Consider the following 21,666-nt stretch of genomic DNA (forward strand, 5'->3'; position numbering starts at 1 on the left):
AAAGCCCTTTCCCGTGCTGCCATTGGTCGGGACCAGGACCCTACCGGTTCAGCGGTCGCCTTTCACGTCGGCATCCACGCCATTCTGCACAAGATGCACGGAGAGGGAACGGTCACGGTTATGTATTTGCGGTCTGGCCTTGAAAGCTCGGAGGCGCAGACCTAGCGGCAAATGTTAAGGATTTGCACCGCTACTCGATGACATCGTTCGCGGTTGCGAGCAGGCTTGGAGGCAGCGTGACACTAATCGCCTTGGCCGTCTTCAGGTTGATCGCCAATTCGAACTTGGTGGGATTCTGGACCGGCAGGTCGGCCGCCTGCGCGCCTCTGAGGATGCGGTCAATATAGCTGGCGGCGCGGCGAAGCTGCTCGGCACTGTCGGTGCTATAAGCCATCAGCCCGCCTTCATCGACGAAGATGCGGCTCCAGAACATTGCCGGCGCCCGCGCTTGCGCAATGGCCGCGAGCAGAGGCGCGCGATTGGCCATGGTGAAGAAGTCGGGCAGCACCAGGAAACCGCCATCTCTGTGCGAGGCCAGCGCGGCAAGCGAGACTGCGTCGTGGACCGGCGCGGGCTCGACTGTCACATGAAGCGCGCGTCCGGCCTGCTCGATCGCGTGCAACATGAGGCCGGCGAAAGGCGCAGTCGCGGGATTGTAGACGACAAAGACGCGGGACACCCTTGGCTGGATCTGCGTCAGCAGGTCCAACCACTTGCCGGCGAGCGGGCCGTCATAATCGGTGAAGCCGGTGATGTTGCCGCCGGGATGGGCGAGGTTTTTGACAAAGCCCTGGCTGACAGGGTCGGTGATCACGGCAAAGACGATCGGCGCCGCCGTACGCTTCTGCAGCTCCTCGACCGAGGGCGTACCGATCGCGAACAAGACATCTGGCTTGAGCGCGACCAGCTCCTCTGCGAACTTCGCGGTCCGCAGCCTGTCACCGTCGCCGCTGCGCCAGTCGATTTGCAGATTGGCCGTTTCCTTCCAGCCATGCGCGGCCAGCGCCTCGGCAAGGGGAGCCTGCCCGATCACGTCATCTTCGGTGACCGTGAGCACGCCGAGCCGTCGCATTGTCGTCGGCTGCTGCGCCAGAGCGGACGGCGCCAACGCGGTGATCGCCCCAAGAAGCGCCAGACATTCGCGGCGGTTCATGAAGCGATCCTCATATCCAGCCTTGCAGCTCGCGCAGCACCAGCGTGCGGATCACATCCATGCCGGGATCGCTGTCGTTGAGGCAGGGGATCGCCGAGAACTGCTCGCCACCATTGTGCTTGAAGATCTCGGCGTTCTCCTGCGCGATCTCCTCCAGCGTCTCCAGGCAGTCGGCCGAAAAACCCGGTGTCACTACGGCGATGCGGCGCACTCCCTCCTTGGCGAGACGCTCCATCGTCTTGTCGGTGTAGGGCTGCAGCCACTCGTCATTGCCAAAGCGCGACTGGAAGGTCAGCAGCAGCCTTGTTTCGTCCATGCCGAGCCGGCGGCGCAGCGCCGCTGTCGTGGCGATGCAGTGGCTCTGATAGGGATCGCCCTTGTCGACATAGGATTTCGGCATGCCGTGGAAGGAGGCGACGATCAGCTCGGGCTTGAACGGCAGTGTCGCCAGATGCGTCTCGATCGAGATTGCGAGCGCCTCGATATAGGCCTCGTCCTCGTAATAAGGCGGCGTCACCCGCAGCGTCGGCTGATTGCGCAGGCGGGCGAGCACGCGGAACACCTCGTCGCAGACGGTCGCCGAGGTCGAGGCGGAATATTGCGGATAAAGCGGCACGGCGAGGATGCGATCGCAGCCCTTCGCGATCAGCGCATCGATGCCCGCCTTGATCGAGGGATTGCCGTAGCGCATCGCCCAATCCATCACTAGATGGGCGCGGTCCGACAACGCGGCGGCGAGCTTGTCGGCTTGCGACCGCGTAATAGTCTTCAGCGGCGATTCATTGCGCTCGTTATTCCAGATCTTCCGGTAGTCGAGCGCCTTGGTGCGTGGACGGCTTCGCAGGATGATGCCGTTCAGCACCAGCTGCCAGATCAGGCCCTGGTCCTCGATGACGCGGGCGTCCGAGAGAAATTCCTTGAGATAGACCCGCACGCCCGGGGCATCCGCGGTATCGGGCGTGCCGAGATTGACCAGCAGCACGCCGACGCGCGGCTGGGCCGGTGGCGCTGCCGGTTTCGCGGTCGCAATGGGGGCGGTGGCCGTCATGGTCAGTTGCGTCGCGCGTTGCTCCGAACTTGTCAAGATGAGCCCGGTTTCGCTAGGGTCCCCCACGAGCGGGGGAGGGAAGATGACACTCGCGGAATGGTGCGTTCTCGGAGCGCTGCTGCTCTATCTCTTGACGATCGGCTCGATCAAATGGATCCGGTTTCGCGGCTTCGACAATTCCCGGCCGCGCGATCCCGCCTTCTATCAGGACGCCATCGCGCAGCGCGCGCTGGGCGCGCACCAGAACGGGATCGAGACCTTCCCGTTCTTCGCCTTTGCCGTCCTGCTCGCCGAATTCCGGGACTCGCCGCAGCGCCTGATCGACGAGCTCGCGGTGCTGTTCCTGATCGTGCGGATCGCCTATGTCCTCACCTATCTCGGCAACCGCCCGACGCTGCGCTCCATCCTCTGGAGCATCGGCTTTGCGCTCAATCTCGGGATTTTCTTGATGCCGATGCTGAAGCGGTTTTTGCCGGTGTGAGCACCCGTGTCCCGGACGCGGTGCAGCGCCATAGCGCGTTGAAGACGCGCGTAAACGCGCTTACGGCGCTGCTCCGCAGAGCCGGGACCCAAAAAGCCAAGCCCTGCCACACGGAGAGATGGGCCCCGGCTGTGCAGCACATCGTCGAAGGGACGCTGCGCTGCGTCCGGGGCACGAGAGTTTGGCTTAAAAACACGTCGTCCGTTCGGCCGCGATGTAGCCGAATAACAGTCCCGCGCCAAACAGCAGCACGAGGGCGGCGGCGCCGAACTCGATGCCGCGCATGAAGAGCGCACCACCGCCGTCGCGGACTCCGCTCAGGCGGCCGGCGATGTCCTTGGCGGACACGGCAATCACCGCAATGGCCGCGACCGTGATCGCGGTACCCAGGCCCATCAGGAAGGTCGCGGCGATGCCGGCCCAGAACAGGCCCTGGGCGAGCGCGAACACCAGCACCAGGATCGCGCCCGAGCAGGGGCGGATGCCGACGGTTAGGATCGCAGCAAAGCCGCGCCGCCAGCCACCGGGGCCGGCCAGTTCGCTCGGGGTGGGCCCATGGGAATGGCCGCATTGCTCGTCGTGAACGTGGTCGTGCGCTTGATGGGCATGACCGTGGTGATCGTGATCATGTCCATGATCGTGGTCATGATGATCATGCGCATCATGATGATGGTGATGGCCGTGATCATGATGGTGGTGCGGCACGCCCGCGATCGCCGGCACCGGCTGCGTCGCCTGGAGCGCGCTGATGAACGTGCGGCCCTTCACCCAGACCAGCCGCAGGCCGAACAGCGCGATCAGGCCATAGCTCGCGATCTCAATCGCGCCCTCCGCCTTGCACATGGTCTTGGCCGTCGCATTCAGGATCCAGGCCGAGATGCCGACGATCAGGATCGCGACCAGCGACTGCATCAGCGCCGAGGCAAACGACAGCGCGATGCCGCGCCGCGCGGTCTCGCGGTTGGCGACGAGATAGGAGGCGATCACGGCCTTGCCGTGGCCGGGGCCGGCGGCGTGGAAGATGCCGTAGGCAAAGGAGATGAAGAGCAGCGTCCACACCGCTGAGCCGTCGGTCTTCGCAGCGCGGATGGTCGACGACATCTGGCGATAGAATTCCGACTGCTTTGCCAGCAGCCAGCCGATGAGGCCGCTGGCCTCGGGCTCGGCCGCCTGCGTCGACTTCGGCGCGCCGAACGGATTTTGCGCCAGGACATCATGGAGCGCGGCATCGGCCACGCCGACGACGAGGAGAACAGCGGCGCAGGCGACGAGCCCGCGACCAAGATCCGAGAGATGCGGTTTCAAGGGCAATCCACCGTGATCTTGTTGGCGAACATCATGCCGAAATTGGCGTTCGGTCCGTCCATGAAAGTCTGCTCATTGAGCTTCTGCGCAGTCGCGGTGCCGTCGCTGGGACGATCGAGCTTCATCTCACAGCCCGCGGGCGCACCGACCAGCCTGACCGGATTGTCCTTGGCCATCTGGAAGTCGATGAAGAAGGAGCGGTCGAACACTTCCAGCATCAGTTGCTTCGGCTTGAGCGGCGTCTTCAGCGGCAAGGTGAAGTGCAGGGTCAGCACCGTGTCCTTGTAGTCGAGATAATAGTCGACCGGCTCCTGGAATCGCTCCTTCTTGCCGTCGGCTCGCGCGAAGGTGAAGTAAGCATATTCCTTCAGCGACTCGACATTGGTCTGCGCCAGCGGCCCCAGCTCCTCGCGCGTATAGGCGCCCTTTTTCTTGCTCTCGAGCCCCTGCACCGCATAGGCCGAGAACATATCGTCGAAGGTCCAGGCGTGGCGCACGCCGGTGACCGAGCCGTCCTCGGCATAGAGCAGCTCGCTCGTCGCCGTGATCCAGACATGCGGATGCGCGCTCGCCGCGCCTGATGCGAGCATCACGACGGCGGCGAACAGCAGACCGAACAGGGCGCGCATGCCGGTCAGGCCGCCTTGGCGTCGTCGAGCAGGCCGCGGCGGCGGAGCAGCGCGTCGGGCTCGGGCGGTCGGCCGCGGAAGGCCTCGTAGGCGGCCTCCGGATCGACCGATCCGCCGCTCGAATAGATGTCGTCGTGCAGGCGCTTGGCCACATCAGGATCGAAGATGTTGCCGGCCTCCTCGAAGGCGCCGAAGGCGTCGGCGTCCATCACCTCCGACCACATGTAGCTGTAATAGCCGGCCGCGTAGTGGTCGCCAGAGAAGATGTGGCCGAACTGCGTCGGCCGATGCCGCATAGCAATTTCCTCGGGCATGCCGATCTTCTCAAGCTCGCGTCTCTCGAAGGCGCGCACGTCCTGGACGGCGGCGGCGGGCTGGGAGTGGAATTCGAGATCGACCAGCGCCGAGGAGACGAACTCGACGGTGGCAAAGCCCTGGTTGAACTTTCGCGCGGCAAGGAACCGTTGCAGCAGGTCGTCCGGCAGCGGCTCGCCGGTCTGGTAGTGGCGGGCGAATTGCTGCAGCACCTCGGGCCGCTCCTGCCAGTGCTCGTAGAGCTGCGAGGGCAGCTCAACGAAATCGGTGAACACCGAGGTGCCCGACAGCGACGGATACGTCACATTGGAGAGCATGCCATGCAGGCCGTGCCCGAACTCGTGGAACAGGGTGCGGGCATCGTCGGGCGACAGCAGCGAGGGCTCGGCTCCGGTGCCCTTGGCAAAATTGCAGACGTTGATGACGAGCGGCGCGATCTCGCCGTCGAGCTTCTGCTGGTCGCGCAGCGAGGTCATCCACGCGCCGGAGCGTTTTGACGGCCTGGCGTAATAGTCGCCGTAGAACAGCGCCTTGTGCTTGCCATCGGGCCCCTTCACCTCCCACACGCGGACGTCGGGGTGCCAGGCCGGCACGTCCTTGCGCTCCGCGAAGGTGACGCCGAACAGGCGCGTGGCGCAGTCGAAGGCGGCGGCGATCATATGGTCGAGCGTCAGATAAGGCTTGATCGCGGCGTCGTCGAAATTGGCGCGCTGGAGCCGGAGCTTCTCGGCGTAGAAGCGCCAATCCCAGGGAGAGAGCTTGAAATTGCCGCCCTCCTCCGTGATCAGCGCCTGCATCTCGTCGCGGTCGGCGAGTGCCCGGGCCCGGGCCGGCTTCCAGACCCGTTCGAGCAGGCCGCGAACCGCATCCGGCGTCTTGGCCATGGAGTCTTCGAGCCGGTAGGCCGCGAAGGTCGGGTAGCCCAACAGCTTGGCGCTCTCCTCGCGCAGCTTCAGGATCTCGCCGATGGTCGTGTTGTTGTCGTTGGAATTGCCATTGTCGCCGCGCGCCGTGAAGGCCTTGTAGACCTTCTCGCGCAGGTCGCGCCGGGCCGAGCTCTTCAGGAACGGCTCGGTCGAGGAGCGCGACAGCGTCACGATGGCCTTGCCTTCCATGCCGCGATCTTCTGCCGCAGCTTTGGCGGCGGCGACGAAGCTCTCCGGCAGGCCCTGGCGGTCGGCCTCACCGAGCTCCATGAACCAGTCCTGCTCGTCGCCGAGCAGATGATGGCTGAAGCCGGTCGCGAGCTGGGCCAGCTTCTCGTTGATCTCGGCCATGCGCGTCTTGGCCTCGTCGGAGAGGCCGGCGCCGGCGCGGTGGAAGCGGGTGTAGGTGCGCTCCAGCAGGCGGAACTGCTCCGGGTCGAGGCCGAGATTGGCGCGGTTCTCGTGCAGCTGGGCGATGCGGCCAAACAGCACGGCATTCATCATGATTGGATTCCAGTGCCGCGCCATCCGCAAGGAAACCTCCTTGTCGATCTCCAGGATGGCCGGGTTGGAATGCGCCGAGACCAGGTCGTAGAAGACGGAAGCAACCTTGTTGAGCAGCTTGCCGGAGCGCTCCAGCGCCGTGACGGTGTTGGCGAAGTCGGCCGCGGCCGGATCGTTGGTGATCGCCGCGATCTCGGCGGAGTGATCGGCAAAAGCCCGCTCGAAGGCGGGGAGGAAATGCTCCGGCTTGATCTCGTCGAAGGGCGGGGTCGCAAATGGCGTCACCCAGGCCTTCAGCAGCGGGTTGGCCTCGGTGTCCGTGGTTTGGCGGGGGTCTGACATCACAAGTCCGTTTTTTGAGCCGATTTGTTGGATCCAGCTATAGCACGCGATGGGGCTTTTTTGGGCCATTTGGCCTTGCTCCCGCCCGCCTTTTCGGGGAGATTGCGGCCCTCGAAGCTACGGACCCCAAAGCCCATGAACGCCTCCTCCTCGTCTTCCCGTCAGATCGTCTGGCCGAGCGTCATCACCGTTGTCAGCGCCGCCATCCTGATCGGTGCCGAGGTGTTCGGTGCGGCATTTGCCGGCGGCTGGGCACTCGCAATTCTGTTTGGGCTCGGCGACCAGGGCGCGCACATCCTTCAGGCCGTGATGTTTGCGCTCGGCGTGCTGGTGATGACCGCCTTCATCCGCGCCGCTCAGCGCGTCGAGCCGTTCACGAAGCGCGGCTGACGCGCGTACGCGCGCTGCTCCGGAAAAACTTAACGCCTGTTCATCTTCAGCGTCGCTCGCGCATCACAGTGCAAGCAGATGTTAGGTAATCTTGTCGCTAGGCTAAAAAAATTCTTGCGATCGAGATTCAAAACCCTTATGTGCGTTCTTGCCCAATTTCGCACGTGCCTGTGGTCGTGTGTCAGTCGGTAGGTATCCGGACAAGAGGCCGGACAGCCGCCAAGGGGTGAAGAAGCCGAGGGGCTCTTCGGAAGTGCAGAAGTCGGAAGACCTTTAAAGTCAGATGACGGAAGCAAACCCGGAGCGTCCAGCATCTCTCTCAAAGAGATGCCTTGTCGAAGGTGACTTTGCCCTTTGCAACCGTGACTGGCAGCCGGAGGCGAACCGGCGCACCCCGCTCTCAACGGGGGACGCGACTTAAAGCAACGACGGATCGGGCTTTTTTGGTCTCTACCGGCAGTCCAACGCCGGCGCGGGCTACTGAAAAGGCTTGTCCTTCATTGCCAGGTGTGCGGGCGGGAAAATTCCCAACCAATCCACGGCAGCACAGTCTGATGTGAGTCTTTGGCTCGTCACGCCTCCATCGCGTGATCTGGCCGGAGCGCTCTTATCCGACGACATTTTTTGAACGGATCCCCGTCGCTGGGCCGTTTGGGAGAGTGCTATGACCGAACGTATTCAGGAATTCCTGCGCAACCGCCGCAGCGAGGGCCGGGACACCGAGCCTTGCCTCGTCGTCGACCTCGAGGTCGTGCGCGACAATTACCAGACCTTTGCCAAGGCGCTGCCCGACAGCCGCGTGTTCTATGCCGTCAAGGCGAACCCGGCGCCGGAAGTACTAGCGCTGCTGGCATCGATGGGCTCGTGCTTCGACACCGCGACCGTCGCCGAGATCGAGATGGCGCTGGCTGCTGGCGCTACGCCCGACCGCATCTCCTTCGGCAACACGATCAAGAAGGAACGTGATATCGCGCGCGCCTTCGCGCTCGGCATCCGGCTGTTTGCCGTGGACTGCGTCCCCGAGGTCGAGAAAGTCGCCCGTGCCGCTCCCGGCGCGAAGGTGTTCTGCCGCATCCTCTATGACTGCGCCGGCGCCGAATGGCCGCTGTCGCGCAAGTTCGGCTGCGACCCGGAAATGGCCGTCGAGGTGCTCGACGTCGCCAAGCGTCTGGGCCTGGAGCCGTGCGGCATCTCCTTCCATGTCGGCTCGCAGCAGCGCAAGGTGAAGGCGTGGGACCGCGCTCTGGCGATGGCCTCGCAGGTGTTCCGCGACTGCGCCGAGCGCGGCATCAACCTCTCCATGGTCAACATGGGCGGCGGCTTCCCGACCAAGTACCTGAAGGACGTGCCGCCGGTCGTGACTTACGGCCGCTCGATCTTCCGCGCGCTGCGCAAGCACTTCGGCAACCAGATTCCGGAAACCATCATCGAGCCGGGCCGCGGCATGGTGGGCAACGCCGGCATCATCGAATCCGAGGTCGTGCTCATCTCGAAGAAGAGCGACGAGGACGAGGTGCGCTGGGTCTATCTGGACATCGGCAAGTTCGGCGGTCTCGCCGAGACGATGGACGAGTCGATCCGCTACGCCATCCGTACCCCGCATGACGGCGCGGACATGACCCCGTGCGTGCTCGCCGGCCCGACCTGCGACAGCGCCGACGTGCTGTACGAGAAGAACCCGTATCCGCTTCCGGTGACGCTCGAGATCGGCGACAAGCTGCTGATCGAAGGCACCGGGGCCTATACGTCGACCTACTCGGCGGTGGCGTTCAACGGCATCCCGCCGCTGAAGACCTACCACATCTAGGCGGCCTCTCTTTTCCGAGGCCCGACGAACCCGGGAGCCGGCTTGCCGGCTCCTCCCTCACACCTTTGATTTCTGACGACGCCTTGGACCGGCGTGCTGCGTGCACGTCGGCTCAAGCGGGGACTGACGCGCCATGACTGCTTTTCGGAAGCCACAGATTGCCCTCACTTCGAAAGCCGCTCCGTTCGCCATCCGCAGCGAGCGTGCTGTCGACGTCACGATGCGTGAAGCGCTGCTCGATGCCTGCTTTGGCGAGAACCGCCATGACCGCACCTGCCAGCGCCTGCGCGACGGACGTGCACCTGCCGCGGGCCTTGCGCTGTCGGCGATGCACGAGGGGACACTCGTGGGAACCGTGCGGCTGTGGCACGTCAGCGCCGGAGGCAGGCCCGCTCTGGTCCTCGGACCGCTGGCGGTGGACCCCGCCTGCCGCGAGCTCGGGATCGGCGCCGCGCTGATGCAACAAGCGCTGGCTGCCGCTCGGGCGCGCGGGCATGCCGCCGTGATCCTGCTCGGCGACGCGCCCTACTACGCCCGCTTCGGCTTCTCTGCGGAGAAGACCGGCGCACTGGCGCTGCCCGGCCCGTTCGAGCGCGAACGCCTGCTGGCGATCGAATTTCAGGCCGGTGCGCTGGATGGCGCCTGCGGGATGATCGTCCCGACCGGCGCGGCCCTGCCCAAACGGAGGGCGGTTCGCCCCCTCGAAGCGCACGCGGCTTAAGGGACTGCCATGATGGCGACGACCGAAGCCGCTTTGAGCGGCGATGCCCGGCTACGCCTGACTTGACACCGCTCCTTGGGGGTTGCGAAGGCCCCGGAAACGCCCTTTAACCCCGCGAAGCACCCTTTCAGCCGAGGTCCAACACATGTCCCGTCGCCTGATTTCGACCGGCTCCCCCTTCGAGAAGACCGCTGGCTACAGCCGCGCCGTGATCGACGGCGAGTTCGCCTTCGTCGCGGGGACCACCGGCTATGACTACACCACGATGACCATGCCGGCCGATGTCACGAGCCAGTCACGCAACTGCTTCAAGACCATCGAGGCGGCCCTGAAGGAGGGCGGATTCGAGATGGCCGACGTGGTCCGCGTGACCTACTACCTCACCGACGCCAAGGACGCCGACGCCCACTTCGCGGTCTGCGGCGAAGTCCTCGGCGAGATCCGCCCGGCCGCCACGCTTCTCGTCGTCTCCGCGCTCTACAAGCCCGAGATGAAGGTCGAGATCGAAGTCACCGCCAAGCGCCGCAGCGCCTGAGCCACCCCTCACCCTTTGTCCGCCAGAACGTTCCGGAGAACCCATCCCATGAGCCACCCCTCGCAGATCTACGCGAAGATCACTGGTCCCATCGTCATGGTCGGCTTCGGCTCCATCGGCAAAGGCACGCTGCCGATGATCGAGCGGCATCTCGATTACGACAAGTCGCGCGTCACCGTGATCGATCCCAAGGACGAGGGCCGCAAGGCGCATTGCGAGAAGCAGAATGTGCGCTTCATCCAGAAAGCCGTGACCAGGGACAATTACCGCGAATTGCTGACCCCGCTGCTCACCGAAGGCGGTGGCCAGGGCTTTTGCGTCAACCTCTCGGTCGACACCGGCTCGACCGACATCATGGAGCTCTGCAACGAGCTTGGTGCGCTCTATATCGACACCGTCAACGAGCCTTGGCTCGGCTTCTATTTCGATTCGTCGAAGGGCCCGGAAGCGCGCTCCAACTACGCACTGCGCGAAGCGACGCTGGCCGCCAAGAAGGCGCGCCCGGCGGGCTCGACGACGGCCGTCTCCTGCTGCGGTGCCAATCCCGGCATGGTCTCCTTTTTCGTCAAGCAGGCGCTGCTCAACGTCGCCGCGGATCTGAAGCTCAACGCCCCCAAGCCGAAGACCAAGGCCGAATGGGCGGATCTGATGCGGCAGGCCGGCATCAAGGGCATCCACATCGCCGAACGCGACACCCAGCGCTCCAAGTCGCCGAAAGAGCCGGACGTTTTCGTCAACACCTGGTCGGTGGAAGGTTTCCTGTCGGAAGGCGTGCAGCCGTCCGAGCTCGGCTGGGGCACCCATGAAAAATGGATGCCCGAGAATGCGCGGACCCACGAAGCCGGCTGCGGTGCCGCCATCTATCTGATGCAGCCCGGCGCCAACACGCGCGTGCGCACCTGGTGCCCGACCCGCGGCGCCCAGTATGGCTTCCTCGTCACCCACAACGAGTCGATCTCGATCGCCGATTACTTCACCGTGCGTGACGGGTCGGGCACGGCAGTCTATCGGCCGACCTGCCACTATGCCTATCATCCGGCCGACGATGCCGTGCTGTCGCTGCATGAAATGTTCGGCCGCGCAGCGAAGATGCAGGAGAAGCACCACATCCTCGACGAGAACGAGATCGTCGACGGCATCGACGAGCTCGGCGTGCTGCTGTTCGGTCACGACAACAACGCCTATTGGTACGGCTCGCAGCTCTCGATCGAGGAGACCCGCAAGCTCGCGCCCTATCAGAACGCCACCGGCCTGCAGGTGACCTCCGCTGTGCTTGGCGGCATGGTGTGGGCGCTGGAGAACCCGAAGGAAGGCATCGTCGAAGCCGACGAGATGGATTTCGATCGTCTGCTGGAAATCCAGCTGCCGTATCTCGGCCCGGTGAAGGGTTTCTACACCGACTGGACCCCGCTGACCGATCGTCCGGGACTGTTTCCGGAGGATATCGACACGAGCGATCCCTGGCAGTTCCGGAATGTGCTGGTGCGGTGAGGGGCGAGTTCTCTCCGCCGGTCATTCCGGGGCGCGCCACTTAGCGCGAGCCCGGAATCCATCGGGCGGCGGTACGTGCGGATCAATGGATTCCGGGCTCGCGCTTCGCGCGCCCCGGAATGACGAAGAACCTACTTCTCCTTGATCGGCGGCGCGATCTTCTCGGCAGGTGCCGGCGGCAATGCTGGTTTCGCCGCGCCCGCAGCGCCCTGCGTCTGTGGATCGGGGCGCGCGGGCTCGGGCGCCGGCGTGGTGGGGCGATCGCCGCCGGGCTTTGATTCCGCAGGCGTCTTGCTCTGATCCTCGGACGGCGTGCCCTGAAGCGGCCCCGTCGCCTGCGCCGTCTGCATCCGGCTCTCGTCCCGGATCTGCGCGAGTGACAGGCCCGAGATCACGACGCCTGCAGCAAATAGCGAGCAAGCGATCAAAAGGTCTCGTCGAGGTCGGCGCTTGTCGTTCCTGCCGGGCATATCGATCACCGCTTTTGTCTGTGGGATCAACGAATTTGCCAAGCCGCAGTTCCAAGCCGGGGCCGGGCGGAACCGGAGGTTTGCGCGCCAAAACGCCGCGCTCAATCCGTGGTGCTGACTTCCCAGGTCGCGTGGCGCACGCCGGGCAAATGCTGGAGATCGGTCGCCACCGCGTTGAGCTCGTTCGGATCGACCGCGGTCGCAACCAGCTTTGCGACGATCTCCAGGATATCGTCGCCGATCTCGACGACTTCGATGTCGGCCACCTGATATTTCGCCGCCGCGAGCTTGTCGACGACGCGGTCGCGCATGTCGGGCAACGCATCGGTCGCGACCGCGAGCTTGAAGTAATAGGTCGCCTCCGAGGTCTTCTCATTCAGCGGGATGCGGTTGATGGCGTTGACCAGCGGGCGCAGCATCGTGTTGCCGGCAATGACGAACACGGTGAGCGCTGCGGCCTGCGCGACCATGTCGGCCCCGGCGCAGGAGCCGACGGCGGCAGAGGCCCACAGCGTCGCCGCAGTGTTGAGCCCGCGCACGTCCATGCCCTGCTTCATGATGACGCCGGCGCCGAGGAATCCGATGCCGGAGACGACATAGGAGATCACCCGCACCGCACCGTCCGCGCCGGTCAAATGCATGGCGAGATCGACGAAGGCGGCAGCGCCGACCGCGACCAGCACATTGGTGCGCAGGCCGGCGGTGCGCTGCCGATATTGCCGCTCGGCGCCGATCAGCGTGCCCAGCACGAAGGCCGTGAACAGGCTGACCAACGTGTCGGCAAAATCAGCGATCTGGAAGGTCGTCAGGAACCGCATGATTCCCTATACGGCCGGAACGATGACAGATCAAAGCTCGAGCAGTCCGCCGTCCCCGTTTTCGTCGGCGAAGGCGAGCAGCGTGCCCTTGGCGTTCCAGGCGAGCCCGGCCACCGGCGGCGTACCGTTGCGGCGGACCAGGATCTCCGCGCCGTCCTCCATCCGCACCATCAGCACGGTGCCGTCGCTGTAGCCGGCGGCGAAGATGTCGTTCTTGGGGTGGCAGGCCACCACCGCGACGCGGGCCTGCAGCGGCGCCAGCATCGCGGGCTCCTTGCCCATCGGTCCGTCCTTGCTGGCGAACGGCCACAGGATCACGGTGTCGGCGCCCGAGGTCGCTAGCGCCTTGCCGCCTGCGCTCCAGGACATCGAGCGGACGCGGCCGGGATAGCCGGTCATGCGCATGTGCCTGTTATCGGCGAGCCGCCAGCCGTGCAGCGCCGCCTCATGCATTGTGGTGACCAGGAACTTGTTGTCCGGGCTGAAGGTGACGCCGAGATGCGAGCCGGCCCAGGGCAGGAATTCGGCTGATCCCTCCATGTTCGGAAACCACAGCGTGGCGCCGTTGTAATGGGCGATCGCGAGCCGCAGGCCCTTCGGCGCGAACGCGAGGCCACCGACGGTCGAGGGCACCTCGAGCGATTTTTCCTCGGCCCTGCCGCTCTTGACGGTCGCGGTCTTGCCGGCGGACCAGGCGAAGGCGCCATCCGGATGCAGCGCCACCGCATCGATCCAGCGCCGCTTCGGATCGGTGGCAAGCAGCGTCACCTCGCCCTTGGCGTCGAGCGCAACGACCTTGCCGTCGTCGCCGCCCATCACGAGGCGCTTGCCGTCGGAGGTGGTCGAGAGGATGCCGCCGCTGTGCACGGCGACGGTGCTGATCTCGCCCTTGGCGTCGACGAACGCGACATTCTCCTCGCCGCCGACGAAGGCAGCGCGGGGGCCAAGGAAATGCACCGAGGTCACGCCCATGCCGAGCGTAACAGGCTTGACGCGATCGGTGACGGAGACGATCGAGGCAGAATCGGGGGCCGGCGTAAACTCTTTCATCACGAGACGATGCAGCTCTCGAAGCCCGAGCGAATGAGCTCTTCGGGCAATTCGCGGCCGATGAAGACGAGGCGACTCTCGCGCTGCTCGCCGTCCTTCCATTTCCGCTGGTGGTTGCCCTCCAGCATCATGTGGACGCCCTGGAAGACGTAGCGATCGTCGTCGTCGTGAAAGGCGAGGATGCCCTTGGAGCGCAGGATCTTGCCGCCCTCGACCTGCACCAGATTCTGGAGCCAGGGCATGAACACGTTCGGATCGAGCGGCTTGTCGGTCTTGAGCGACAGCGACTGCATGTCCTCGTCGTGGTAATGCTTCAGGCCGTGGCCGTGATCATGGTCGTGATGATGGTCGTGGCCGTGATGATCATGGTCGTGGTCATGATCGTCGGCCTGCAAAAAGTCCGGCTCGATGTCGAGGATGCGGTCGAGATCGAACGCGCCGCGATCGAGCACATCGGCCAGGGCCACCGAGCAGCGCTCGGTGCGATGGAGCTTCGCATAGGGGTTGATGGCACGGATGCGGGCCTCGACCTCGGCGAGCTCGGGCTTGCTGACGAGATCGGTCTTGTTCAGCACGATGACGTCCGCGAAGGCGATCTGGTTCTTGGCCTCGGGCGCGTCCTTCAGACGATCGGACAGCCATTTGGCGTCGGCGACCGTGACGACCGCGTCGAGGCGGGCGTTCTTCTGCACGTCCTCGTCGACAAAGAAGGTCTGGGCGACCGGCGCCGGATCGGCAAGACCGGTGGTCTCGACGATGATGGCGTCGAACTTGCCCTTGCGCTTCATCAAGCCATCCATGATGCGGACGAGGTCGCCGCGCACGGTGCAGCAGATGCAGCCATTGTTCATCTCGAACACTTCCTCATCGGCGCCGATGATGAGGTCATTGTCGATACCGATCTCGCCGAATTCATTGACGATGACGGCGTATTTCTTGCCGTGGTTTTCCGACAGGATGCGGTTCAGCAGCGTGGTCTTGCCGGCGCCGAGATAGCCGGTCAGGACGGTCACGGGAATTTTGGAGACGGTCGCTTCAGACATAACAACTCCGACTTCGGGCTTTCCGCGCGACGCGAGGCGGGGTGGCCCCCCTGCCCTAGTGGTCAAGCGCGCTGGTCAGCGCCTTTATATTGTGCCTGACCATGTCAATGTAAGTGGGTGCAGGCCCCTTTTCGCCGGTCAAACCGTCCGAAATCAGGGTCCCGCCGACCTTTGCCCCGGTCTCCGCGGCAATCCGCCGGATCAGGCGGTCATCGCTGATATTTTCCAGGAACACCGCCGGGATTTTCTGGGCCTTGATCTGGCCGATGATGGCCGCGATATCCCGAGCGCTGGGCTCGGTTTCGGTGGAGACCCCTAAGGGCGCTATGAACTGGACGCCGTATTCGGCGGCGAAGTAGCCGAAGGCGTCGTGGGTGGAGATCACCTTGCGCCGCTCCGGCGGGATCTTGGCCACGGCTTCGCGAATCTCGTGGTCGAGCGCTTCGAGCTTTTCCAGATAGGCTTTTGCCTGGGCGCGGAAGAACTCGGCGTCATCAGGGGCCGCCGCGGCGAGCGCGGTTGCGATGTCGGTCACATAGATCTTGGCGTTGGGGACAGACTGCCAGGCGTGGGGATCGGCGGCGGGACCGAGCTTGCGGGCCGCGATGCCGGCGCTCGCGGTCACCACCTGTGCCTTGGCGCCGGAGGACTGCACGAGGCGCGGCAGCCATCCCTCGAGGCCGAGCCCGTTGACGATGACGAGCTTTGCCTCCGCGATCCGCTTCGCATCGGATGGGGCCGGCGTGTAGACATGGACGTCGCTGTCGGGACCGACCAGCGTCGTGATGTTGATGCGGTCGCCGCCGACATTGCGGATGAAATCGGCGAGGATCGAGAAGCTCGCGACCACTTTGAGCCGGCCCGCGGCGTGCACCGGCGAGGCGATCAGCAGAAGCACACAAAGCAGAATACGTCGCATCGCCGTCACGCTTCCAGATGCCGGCCGGGAAACAGCTGCCGGACGATGCCGCCGACGCGGCCGAACAGGACGGAGACGATGTAGAACACCGTCGCCACCAGAATGATTGCAGGGCCCGACGGCACGCGGGTCTGGAACGACAGCACGAGCCCGGCATAGCCCGAGACGGCGGCCGCGACGACCGCGATGCAGATCATCACCGTGAGATCGCGCGACCAGAACCGCGCGATGCCGGCCGGCAGGATCATCAGGCCTACCGCCAGCAAAGTGCCGAGCGCCTGAAAACCGTTGACGAGGTTGATGACGACGAGCGCGAGGAAGGCGAGATGCGCGGGGCCGCCGGCGCGGCTGACGGTGCGCAGGAATAGTGGATCGACGCTCTCGATCACCAGGGGGCGGTAGATCACCGCCAGCACCAGCAGCGTGACCGTGGCGTTGAAGGCGACCACCAGCAGCGTCTGATCGTCCATCGCGAGGATGTTGCCGAACAGCACGTGCAGCAGGTCGATATTGGTGCCCTTGATCGACACGATGGTGACGCCGAGCGCCAGCGAGGCCAGATAGAAGGTTGCAAGCGAGGCATCCTCCTTCAATCCGGTCGAGCGCGCGACCACGCCGGCGAGGATTGCCACGGCAAAGCCGGCGATCAGGCCGCCGGCGGTCATCGCGAACAGATTGAGGCCGGAGAGCAGGAAGCCGACGGCGGCGCCCGGCAGGATTGCGTGCGCCATGGCGTCGCCGACGAGGCTCATCCGCCGCAGCATCAGGAACACGCCGATCGGCGCGCCCGCCAGCGACAGCGCGATCACCGCGGCAAGCGCTCGCCGCATGAACTCGAATTCGGTGAACGGACCGATCAGCGCGTCATAGACCATCTGGGATCACGCCGCCCGCGAGCGGGCATCGTCGGCCGCGCAGGCCGCCGCACTGTCGTCGAAGGCTTCGCACATCCGCATCGCGACCAGCAGGTTTTCGGGCGTGAGCACCTCCGCCGTCGGGCCCCACGCCACCGGGCCGCGGGCCAGCACCAGCGTCTCACTGAAATGGGTACGCACCATCTCCATGTCGTGCAGCGCGGCCAGCACGGTGCGGCCTTCGCCGTGCCAGTGCTTCACGAGCGCGAGCAGGTCGGCCGTGGTCTTGCTGTCGATGGCGTTGAAAGGCTCGTCGAGCACGATCAGGCGTGCATCCTGGAGCAGCACGCGCGCGAACAGCACGCGCTGCATCTGGCCGCCCGAGAGCGTGCCGATCGGACGGTTCTCAAAACCGTTGAGGCCAACGGAAGCGATCGTATCTAGGATCTTTTCACGCGCCGGCTTACCAATGCCGCCGAACAAGCCGGTGGCGCGCCACAGCCCGGTCGCGACGAAATCGAACACCGAAATCGGGAAGGTGCGGTCGATCTCGGCGCTCTGCGGCAGATAGGCGATGTCCCTGGCATCGAGCCCGCCGAGATGGATACTGCCGTCGAGTGGCTTGAGGATGCCGACGATGCCGCGCAGCAGCGTCGATTTGCCGGCGCCGTTCGGGCCGATCACGGCGACCAGCGCGCCGGAGGCGACCTCGCCGTTGAGATGGTGCACGGCCGGATGGCGGTCATAGCCGAGCGTGACGTTGTGAAAGTGAAGCGCTGCCATGGTCACCTCATCGCGAGCCAGACCACACCCCAGAGCACGGCGCAGACGGCGACGGCGGCTGCGAGGCGGCCGGCCACGGTCATGCGCAGGATCGACCAGGGCGCGTCCTGGGCTGGGTGCGGAGAGGCCGCGTCGTGGACATGGGCATGGGTGTGGTCGTGTCCGTGCGATTGCCCGTGGTCATGAGAATGGCCATGGGAGTGGCCATGAGCATGGGCGGGATGATGGGCGTGGGACGCGGCGGGAACCATGCCAAGAACGTTATATTATAACATTACGCTTGTCCACGGCCGTCACGCAGGGCGATTCCACACAGCAAAGAGGCGGCCGCGTGAGCGACCGCCTCTGTTGTTTCCGTCATTCCGGGGCGGCGAAGCCGAACCCGGAATCTCGAGATTCCAAGTCTGGTGCTAACGCAGCATCCTGGAATGGCGGAGTAAAGCCTCAGGCCTTGTCGAACAGGGACTCGACGTATTCCCAGTTCACGAGGTTCTCGACAAATGCCTTGAGATAGTCGGGACGGCGGTTGCGATAATCGATGTAGTAGGAGTGCTCCCAGACGTCGACGCCGAGGATCGGGGTCGCGCCGTGCACCAGCGGATTCTCGCCGTTCGGGGTCTTGGCGATCTCGAGCTTGCCGTTCTTGACCTGGAGCCAGGCCCAGCCGGAGCCGAACTGGCCGACGCCGGCCGCCTGGAAGTCCGTCTTGAACTTCTCGAAGCCGCCGAGGTCCTCGTTGATCTTCTTCTCGAGCTTGCCCGGCAGCTTGGTGCCGCCGCCATTGGGCTTCATCCAGCTCCAGAAGTGGATGTGGTTGTAGTGCTGGCCGGCGTTGTTGAACACCGCGGGGTTCTTGCCGAACGAGCCCTTGACGATTTCTTCAAGGGACTTGCCTTCCCATTCGGTGCCCTTGAGCGCGTTGTTGCCGTTGGTGACGTAGGCCTGATGATGCTTGTCGTGGTGGAATTCCAGCGTCTCCTTCGACATGAACTGGCCGAGGGCGTCATAGGCGTAAGGGAGGGGGGGCAGCGTGAATGTCATGGGTTCTTGTCCGCAACTGGTGGGGAACGTGTTCTCTAACGGTCACCCCTTATAGAAGGTTCCTGCGCCGTTAAATACCGCCAATTTGCGAAAAGGCGCGATTGCGACGGCATGGCCCGATTGCACAACTTTCATGTCCTCGAAAAATATCATTGCCTTTGAAGTGCTTATGGCAGAACGAATGCGTCACGGAGCAGAGCTGCGAAAGCCATGAGCATCGAGATCGACATTTTGAACGGCGACGCCGCGTGGCCGATCGCGCAACCGCTGCTCAGCGCAGTCTGGGGACGCGACGCCGCCGAGCAGCCGTCCTGGAGTCACGTCAAATGGGCCCATGCCGATCTGCGCGTGCTGATCGAGACGCCCGAGGATGGCCTGGTCTGCCACGTCGGCATCTATTTCCGCACAATCACCTGGAATGGACAGAAGGCGCACGTCGGCGGCATCGGCGGCGTCTGCACGCGCGAGGATCGCCGCAACCGCGGCTATGCGACCATGGCGATCGACGCGGCGGTGCACACCATGCGCGCCAACGAGGCGGTTCGCTTCGCGATCCTGTTCTGCGAACCGCATAATGTCGCGTTCTACGAGGCCCGCAAATGGCGCGCCTTCACCGGCGACATCTATTGCGAGCAGCCGGAGGGCCGCGTCCACTTCACGCATATGGCGCCCTACGTGTTCGACATCGTCCGTGCGCCGACGCTCGGCACCATCGACCTCTGCGGCCTGCCGTGGTGAAACATTCGCTGGGGCAAATGAGCCAGCAATGTGATTCCATCAGGCGTTGCACGATTCTGATTTGCTGCTATGGAGACGCCTCCATTCCGAGGCCCCTCCATGTCCCGCAGATTCGCCATCCTCTCCGTCCTCCTGGCTGCGCTGTCCGGCGCGACGGCCGCGCATGCGCAAAGTGCTGACGCGAGCGGGACCTGGCTCACCCAGGCTGGCGATGCCCGCGTGAAGATCAGCAAATGCGGCGGCGGCATCTGCGGTGTCATCGTCTGGCTGCGCGAGCCCACCGACACTGCGACCGGGCAGCCCGCAACCGACAGCAAGAATCCCAATCCCGCGCTCGCCAGGCGCCCGATGATCGGCCTGCCGCTGTTCTCCGGCATGCAGCCCGCAGGGCCGAACAAATGGTCGGGCCAGATCTACAATGCCGATGACGGCAGCACCTATGCGAGCAGCGTCTCGGTGTCGGGCACAGCGACGCTGCGCGTCGAAGGCTGCGTCGGCGCGCTCTGCGGCGGCGAGACCTGGACGCGGGCGGGACGCTGATCCGCTCCCTCGTGTCCCGGACGCGATGCAGCGCGAAGCGCTGCCTCGCAGAGCCGGGACCCACGCCACGATGGGCCCCGGCTCTGCATCGCATCACTACGTGCTGCGCTGCGTCCGGGGCAAGAGAGTGATTTCAGGCCACCATCGCCTTGAGCGCCGTCGCCGCAGAGGCGTAGCCGCCGCGCGCGCCGTCGATGAAGTGCACGTGGTCGCTGCGCAGCGCCGAGGGCGTGAAGCAGGTCATCATCGCGGCATCCTGCTGATAAAGCCCGTAGCGCACGACGCCATCGCGCGCAGCGGTCGCAAGACGATCGCTCAAGGCGCACTCGAGCTCCGGCGTGCAGTCGAGGATCATACGCAGACCGTCGTCATATTTTCGGAAGTCGGAATTCTCGACGACCTGGCGCTTGTAGACCTTCGGCAGGAAGCCGCCGGCCTTGATGTCGAAGCGCATCAGGACATAGACGAAAAACGTATAGGCGAGCAGACCGGCGCGGCGCTTGAGCAACGACCCGCCACGGATCGCCCGCGCCTCGTAGTCCAGGCCCTGCGGCGGCCATTTCAGCGGCGGCCCCTGCGGTGGCACGGGACGGCCGGAATCCGGACTGCGCTCGACGAGATGGATGATGTCCTCGATCACCTCGCGGAAGGCCTGCGGATCGGCGCCGCCTGCCGGCATCACCAGCACCGACAGGATCAGCCCGCGCGAGGCCGGAATCACCTCGAAGCGGCAGGACAGGCCGGAGAGATCGGGTTGCGTGCCTGAGGGCGCCTCAGCGACGGCGAACTCGCCGCGCTTCATCGCGGCGTCGGCCCAGGCGAGCCCGCCGCCGGAGAACATCGCATAGGACAGATTGGCCGACGGACCGAAGCGCGCCACGCGCACGTCAAGACCTGTCGCGCGGATGGCGCTCACCGGCACGAGCGCGACGCGCATTTTGAGATCGAGGTCTTCCCGCACCCAGGTCGCCGTTGCAGCCAAAGCTTCGCGTGCAGCATCGAGATCGGCCGGCGCGACCGCAAAACTGGCGCCGTCGCCGCCGAACACGAAAGGAAATTCGCGTCCCTCCAGCGCATTCGTCACCGCAGCGATCACGGCGGCGCCAGCCATGTTGACCGCCTTGTAGCGCTGCGCCGCGATCGCCTTGGTGGAATCGACGATGTCGGCGACGCCGACGCTCCAGTCCTCCGGCAGCGGGGAATAGAGCTTGGGCTCCATCAGGCTGGTGAAGCCGCGGAAGACGGGTATGGCGCCATAAAAGGATGCGGCTGTCATCGCAGGAGCTGGTCAGGTTTGCACGAGAACAGATACGGGGCGGGATCGATCCGGGTTCGCCTGCCGGCTCGCCCGAACAACGGCGCATCATTGGCTGAAACGGGGATGACAACAAGATGCGGCGCCTGCCACCCGAGCACTGTTCGCAGGCAATCTGCCGGGACGCAAGCTAATGCAGTTTCTCGTCCGCATGCTTGCGCGATACATCCGCGGGGGCGTTGTGACAGCCAACCAGCCGCACAAATTGCTGCGGATGCATTTCGTGGCCGTGGTCGCCGGAATTCTGATGCGTCATCGGGGGGCAGTGAACGTCCTCCGGCTTCGCGCGGGACTGTTCGATCCGGCCTAGATTTGAAGCGGTCATGTTTGACGCGACCATGGACTGCTCCTCTCGATTAGGGCAGATCGATTGACGTAACCCAATCGATTGCGGCGTATCTTACGACCAGATCCGGTGAAATGTCATTGGGCCTGATCAACTCAATTG

General features: G+C 64.7%; 24 protein-coding genes. 8 read left to right on the top strand and 16 right to left on the bottom strand.

Translation table 11 applies throughout. The features are described from left to right. Positions 1–190 precede the first annotated feature (190 nt). A complete protein-coding gene (locus tag ABID59_RS04170; protein WP_354082519.1) occupies positions 191–1,153 on the bottom strand; it encodes an ABC transporter substrate-binding protein in 963 nt (320 codons plus the stop codon). 10 nt (positions 1,154–1,163) lie between these two features. Continuing rightward, positions 1,164–2,201 (bottom strand): ferrochelatase, encoded by a 1,038-nt coding sequence (gene hemH, locus ABID59_RS04175; protein WP_354082520.1) that lies wholly within the window; start codon positions 2,199–2,201, stop codon positions 1,164–1,166. An 82-nt stretch (positions 2,202–2,283) separates the two neighbouring features. On the opposite strand from hemH, the gene ABID59_RS04180 reads away from it, so the two are divergent. Continuing rightward, entirely contained in the window at positions 2,284–2,682 is a 399-nt protein-coding gene (locus ABID59_RS04180; protein WP_354082521.1) for an MAPEG family protein, read from the top strand. Between the two features lie 186 nt (positions 2,683–2,868). Here the strand turns inward: ABID59_RS04180 and ABID59_RS04185 are convergent, their stop codons facing one another. Genes ABID59_RS04185 through ABID59_RS04195 form a run of 3 tightly spaced genes read right to left on the bottom strand, consistent with a single transcriptional unit; the run spans position 2,869 to position 6,703 of the window. Continuing rightward, entirely contained in the window at positions 2,869–3,987 is a 1,119-nt protein-coding gene (locus ABID59_RS04185; RefSeq protein ID WP_354082522.1) for a nickel/cobalt transporter, read from the bottom strand. Next, positions 3,984–4,616 carry a DUF1007 family protein gene (locus ABID59_RS04190; RefSeq protein WP_354082523.1) on the bottom strand — a complete coding sequence of 211 codons (633 nt, stop codon included), beginning with the start codon at positions 4,614–4,616 and terminating at the stop codon, positions 3,984–3,986. The genes ABID59_RS04185 and ABID59_RS04190 overlap by 4 nt, the downstream gene beginning before the upstream one ends. A 5-nt stretch (positions 4,617–4,621) precedes the next feature. Beyond that, on the bottom strand, positions 4,622–6,703 hold the full coding sequence (locus ABID59_RS04195; RefSeq protein WP_354082524.1) for a M3 family metallopeptidase: 2,082 nt from the start codon (positions 6,701–6,703) through the stop codon (positions 4,622–4,624). 135 nt (positions 6,704–6,838) lie between these two features. Here ABID59_RS04195 and ABID59_RS04200 point away from each other — a divergent pair, with 135 nt between their 5' ends. From ABID59_RS04200 to ABID59_RS04220, 5 genes are all read left to right on the top strand, one after another. Continuing rightward, entirely contained in the window at positions 6,839–7,093 is a 255-nt protein-coding gene (locus ABID59_RS04200) for a hypothetical protein (RefSeq protein ID WP_148751771.1), read from the top strand. Between the two features lie 664 nt (positions 7,094–7,757). Then, positions 7,758–8,900: a type III PLP-dependent enzyme gene (locus tag ABID59_RS04205; protein WP_148751770.1), complete on the top strand. Its 1,143-nt coding sequence runs from the start codon at positions 7,758–7,760 to the stop codon at positions 8,898–8,900. Between the two features lie 133 nt (positions 8,901–9,033). Beyond that, entirely contained in the window at positions 9,034–9,621 is a 588-nt protein-coding gene (locus ABID59_RS04210) for a GNAT family N-acetyltransferase (protein ID WP_354082525.1), read from the top strand. Between the two features lie 145 nt (positions 9,622–9,766). After that, the gene (locus tag ABID59_RS04215) at positions 9,767–10,156 is read left to right on the top strand and encodes a RidA family protein (protein WP_148751768.1); all 390 of its coding nucleotides are present in this window, start codon (positions 9,767–9,769) and stop codon (positions 10,154–10,156) included. A 48-nt stretch (positions 10,157–10,204) separates the two neighbouring features. Beyond that, positions 10,205–11,647, top strand: coding sequence for a homospermidine synthase (locus tag ABID59_RS04220; RefSeq protein WP_354082526.1), 1,443 nt, complete (start codon positions 10,205–10,207; stop codon positions 11,645–11,647). Between the two features lie 131 nt (positions 11,648–11,778). Here the strand turns inward: ABID59_RS04220 and ABID59_RS04225 are convergent, their stop codons facing one another. The 9 genes from ABID59_RS04225 to ABID59_RS04265 all read right to left on the bottom strand — a co-directional run bounded on the left by ABID59_RS04225 (position 11,779) and on the right by ABID59_RS04265 (position 18,625). Then, positions 11,779–12,117: a hypothetical protein gene (locus ABID59_RS04225; protein WP_354082527.1), complete on the bottom strand. Its 339-nt coding sequence runs from the start codon at positions 12,115–12,117 to the stop codon at positions 11,779–11,781. Positions 12,118–12,218: 101 nt separating this feature from the next. Continuing rightward, positions 12,219–12,935 carry an MgtC/SapB family protein gene (locus tag ABID59_RS04230; RefSeq protein WP_354032844.1) on the bottom strand — a complete coding sequence of 239 codons (717 nt, stop codon included), beginning with the start codon at positions 12,933–12,935 and terminating at the stop codon, positions 12,219–12,221. 30 nt (positions 12,936–12,965) lie between these two features. Then, positions 12,966–13,985 (bottom strand): WD40 repeat domain-containing protein, encoded by a 1,020-nt coding sequence (locus ABID59_RS04235; RefSeq protein ID WP_354082528.1) that lies wholly within the window; start codon positions 13,983–13,985, stop codon positions 12,966–12,968. Next, positions 13,985–15,028, bottom strand: a complete 1,044-nt coding sequence (locus ABID59_RS04240) for a CobW family GTP-binding protein (RefSeq protein ID WP_148751763.1) — start codon at positions 15,026–15,028, stop codon at positions 13,985–13,987. Before ABID59_RS04240 ends, ABID59_RS04235 begins: the two co-directional genes overlap by 1 nt. Positions 15,029–15,083: 55 nt before the next feature. Continuing rightward, complete coding sequence (locus ABID59_RS04245; protein WP_354082529.1) at positions 15,084–15,947, bottom strand: metal ABC transporter solute-binding protein, Zn/Mn family; 864 nt, start codon at positions 15,945–15,947, stop codon at positions 15,084–15,086. A gap of 5 nt (positions 15,948–15,952) precedes the next feature. Next, the gene (locus ABID59_RS04250) at positions 15,953–16,822 is read right to left on the bottom strand and encodes a metal ABC transporter permease (protein WP_148751761.1); all 870 of its coding nucleotides are present in this window, start codon (positions 16,820–16,822) and stop codon (positions 15,953–15,955) included. A gap of 6 nt (positions 16,823–16,828) precedes the next feature. Next, on the bottom strand, positions 16,829–17,584 hold the full coding sequence (locus tag ABID59_RS04255; protein ID WP_354032842.1) for a metal ABC transporter ATP-binding protein: 756 nt from the start codon (positions 17,582–17,584) through the stop codon (positions 16,829–16,831). 2 nt (positions 17,585–17,586) lie between these two features. Beyond that, positions 17,587–17,835: a hypothetical protein gene (locus ABID59_RS04260; RefSeq protein ID WP_148751759.1), complete on the bottom strand. Its 249-nt coding sequence runs from the start codon at positions 17,833–17,835 to the stop codon at positions 17,587–17,589. Between the two features lie 193 nt (positions 17,836–18,028). Further along, positions 18,029–18,625 (bottom strand): superoxide dismutase, encoded by a 597-nt coding sequence (locus ABID59_RS04265; protein WP_063985730.1) that lies wholly within the window; start codon positions 18,623–18,625, stop codon positions 18,029–18,031. Positions 18,626–18,835: 210 nt separating this feature from the next. Between ABID59_RS04265 and ABID59_RS04270 the strand changes: the two genes are divergently transcribed. Both ABID59_RS04270 and ABID59_RS04275 read left to right on the top strand, forming a co-directional pair. Beyond that, a complete protein-coding gene (locus ABID59_RS04270; RefSeq protein ID WP_354032841.1) occupies positions 18,836–19,363 on the top strand; it encodes a GNAT family N-acetyltransferase in 528 nt (175 codons plus the stop codon). Between the two features lie 99 nt (positions 19,364–19,462). After that, positions 19,463–19,903, top strand: a complete 441-nt coding sequence (locus ABID59_RS04275; RefSeq protein WP_354082530.1) for a DUF2147 domain-containing protein — start codon at positions 19,463–19,465, stop codon at positions 19,901–19,903. A gap of 133 nt (positions 19,904–20,036) precedes the next feature. Here the strand turns inward: ABID59_RS04275 and ABID59_RS04280 are convergent, their stop codons facing one another. Both ABID59_RS04280 and ABID59_RS04285 read right to left on the bottom strand, forming a co-directional pair. Beyond that, entirely contained in the window at positions 20,037–21,179 is a 1,143-nt protein-coding gene (locus tag ABID59_RS04280; RefSeq protein WP_354082531.1) for a DUF3095 domain-containing protein, read from the bottom strand. Between the two features lie 169 nt (positions 21,180–21,348). Continuing rightward, positions 21,349–21,558: a hypothetical protein gene (locus ABID59_RS04285; protein WP_148751755.1), complete on the bottom strand. Its 210-nt coding sequence runs from the start codon at positions 21,556–21,558 to the stop codon at positions 21,349–21,351. Positions 21,559–21,666 lie beyond the last annotated feature (108 nt).

The sequence above is a fragment of the Bradyrhizobium sp. S3.3.6 genome, assembly GCF_040546905.1.
Lineage (GTDB): Bacteria > Pseudomonadota > Alphaproteobacteria > Rhizobiales > Xanthobacteraceae > Bradyrhizobium > Bradyrhizobium cytisi.

Coding starts and splice junctions, on each gene's coding strand:
- ABID59_RS04170 (WP_354082519.1), bottom strand. CDS start 1,153: ATGAACCGCCGCGAATGTCTGGCGCTTCTTGGGGCGATCACCGCGTTG.
- hemH (WP_354082520.1), bottom strand. CDS start 2,201: ATGACGGCCACCGCCCCCATTGCGACCGCGAAACCGGCAGCGCCACCG.
- ABID59_RS04180 (WP_354082521.1), top strand. CDS start 2,284: ATGACACTCGCGGAATGGTGCGTTCTCGGAGCGCTGCTGCTCTATCTC.
- ABID59_RS04190 (WP_354082523.1), bottom strand. CDS start 4,616: ATGCGCGCCCTGTTCGGTCTGCTGTTCGCCGCCGTCGTGATGCTCGCA.
- ABID59_RS04195 (WP_354082524.1), bottom strand. CDS start 6,703: ATGTCAGACCCCCGCCAAACCACGGACACCGAGGCCAACCCGCTGCTG.
- ABID59_RS04200 (WP_148751771.1), top strand. CDS start 6,839: ATGAACGCCTCCTCCTCGTCTTCCCGTCAGATCGTCTGGCCGAGCGTC.
- ABID59_RS04205 (WP_148751770.1), top strand. CDS start 7,758: ATGACCGAACGTATTCAGGAATTCCTGCGCAACCGCCGCAGCGAGGGC.
- ABID59_RS04210 (WP_354082525.1), top strand. CDS start 9,034: ATGACTGCTTTTCGGAAGCCACAGATTGCCCTCACTTCGAAAGCCGCT.
- ABID59_RS04215 (WP_148751768.1), top strand. CDS start 9,767: ATGTCCCGTCGCCTGATTTCGACCGGCTCCCCCTTCGAGAAGACCGCT.
- ABID59_RS04220 (WP_354082526.1), top strand. CDS start 10,205: ATGAGCCACCCCTCGCAGATCTACGCGAAGATCACTGGTCCCATCGTC.
- ABID59_RS04225 (WP_354082527.1), bottom strand. CDS start 12,117: ATGCCCGGCAGGAACGACAAGCGCCGACCTCGACGAGACCTTTTGATC.
- ABID59_RS04230 (WP_354032844.1), bottom strand. CDS start 12,935: ATGCGGTTCCTGACGACCTTCCAGATCGCTGATTTTGCCGACACGTTG.
- ABID59_RS04235 (WP_354082528.1), bottom strand. CDS start 13,985: ATGAAAGAGTTTACGCCGGCCCCCGATTCTGCCTCGATCGTCTCCGTC.
- ABID59_RS04240 (WP_148751763.1), bottom strand. CDS start 15,028: ATGTCTGAAGCGACCGTCTCCAAAATTCCCGTGACCGTCCTGACCGGC.
- ABID59_RS04245 (WP_354082529.1), bottom strand. CDS start 15,947: ATGCGACGTATTCTGCTTTGTGTGCTTCTGCTGATCGCCTCGCCGGTG.
- ABID59_RS04250 (WP_148751761.1), bottom strand. CDS start 16,822: ATGGTCTATGACGCGCTGATCGGTCCGTTCACCGAATTCGAGTTCATG.
- ABID59_RS04255 (WP_354032842.1), bottom strand. CDS start 17,584: ATGGCAGCGCTTCACTTTCACAACGTCACGCTCGGCTATGACCGCCAT.
- ABID59_RS04260 (WP_148751759.1), bottom strand. CDS start 17,835: ATGGTTCCCGCCGCGTCCCACGCCCATCATCCCGCCCATGCTCATGGC.
- ABID59_RS04265 (WP_063985730.1), bottom strand. CDS start 18,625: ATGACATTCACGCTGCCCCCCCTCCCTTACGCCTATGACGCCCTCGGC.
- ABID59_RS04270 (WP_354032841.1), top strand. CDS start 18,836: ATGAGCATCGAGATCGACATTTTGAACGGCGACGCCGCGTGGCCGATC.
- ABID59_RS04275 (WP_354082530.1), top strand. CDS start 19,463: ATGTCCCGCAGATTCGCCATCCTCTCCGTCCTCCTGGCTGCGCTGTCC.
- ABID59_RS04280 (WP_354082531.1), bottom strand. CDS start 21,179: ATGACAGCCGCATCCTTTTATGGCGCCATACCCGTCTTCCGCGGCTTC.
- ABID59_RS04285 (WP_148751755.1), bottom strand. CDS start 21,558: ATGGTCGCGTCAAACATGACCGCTTCAAATCTAGGCCGGATCGAACAG.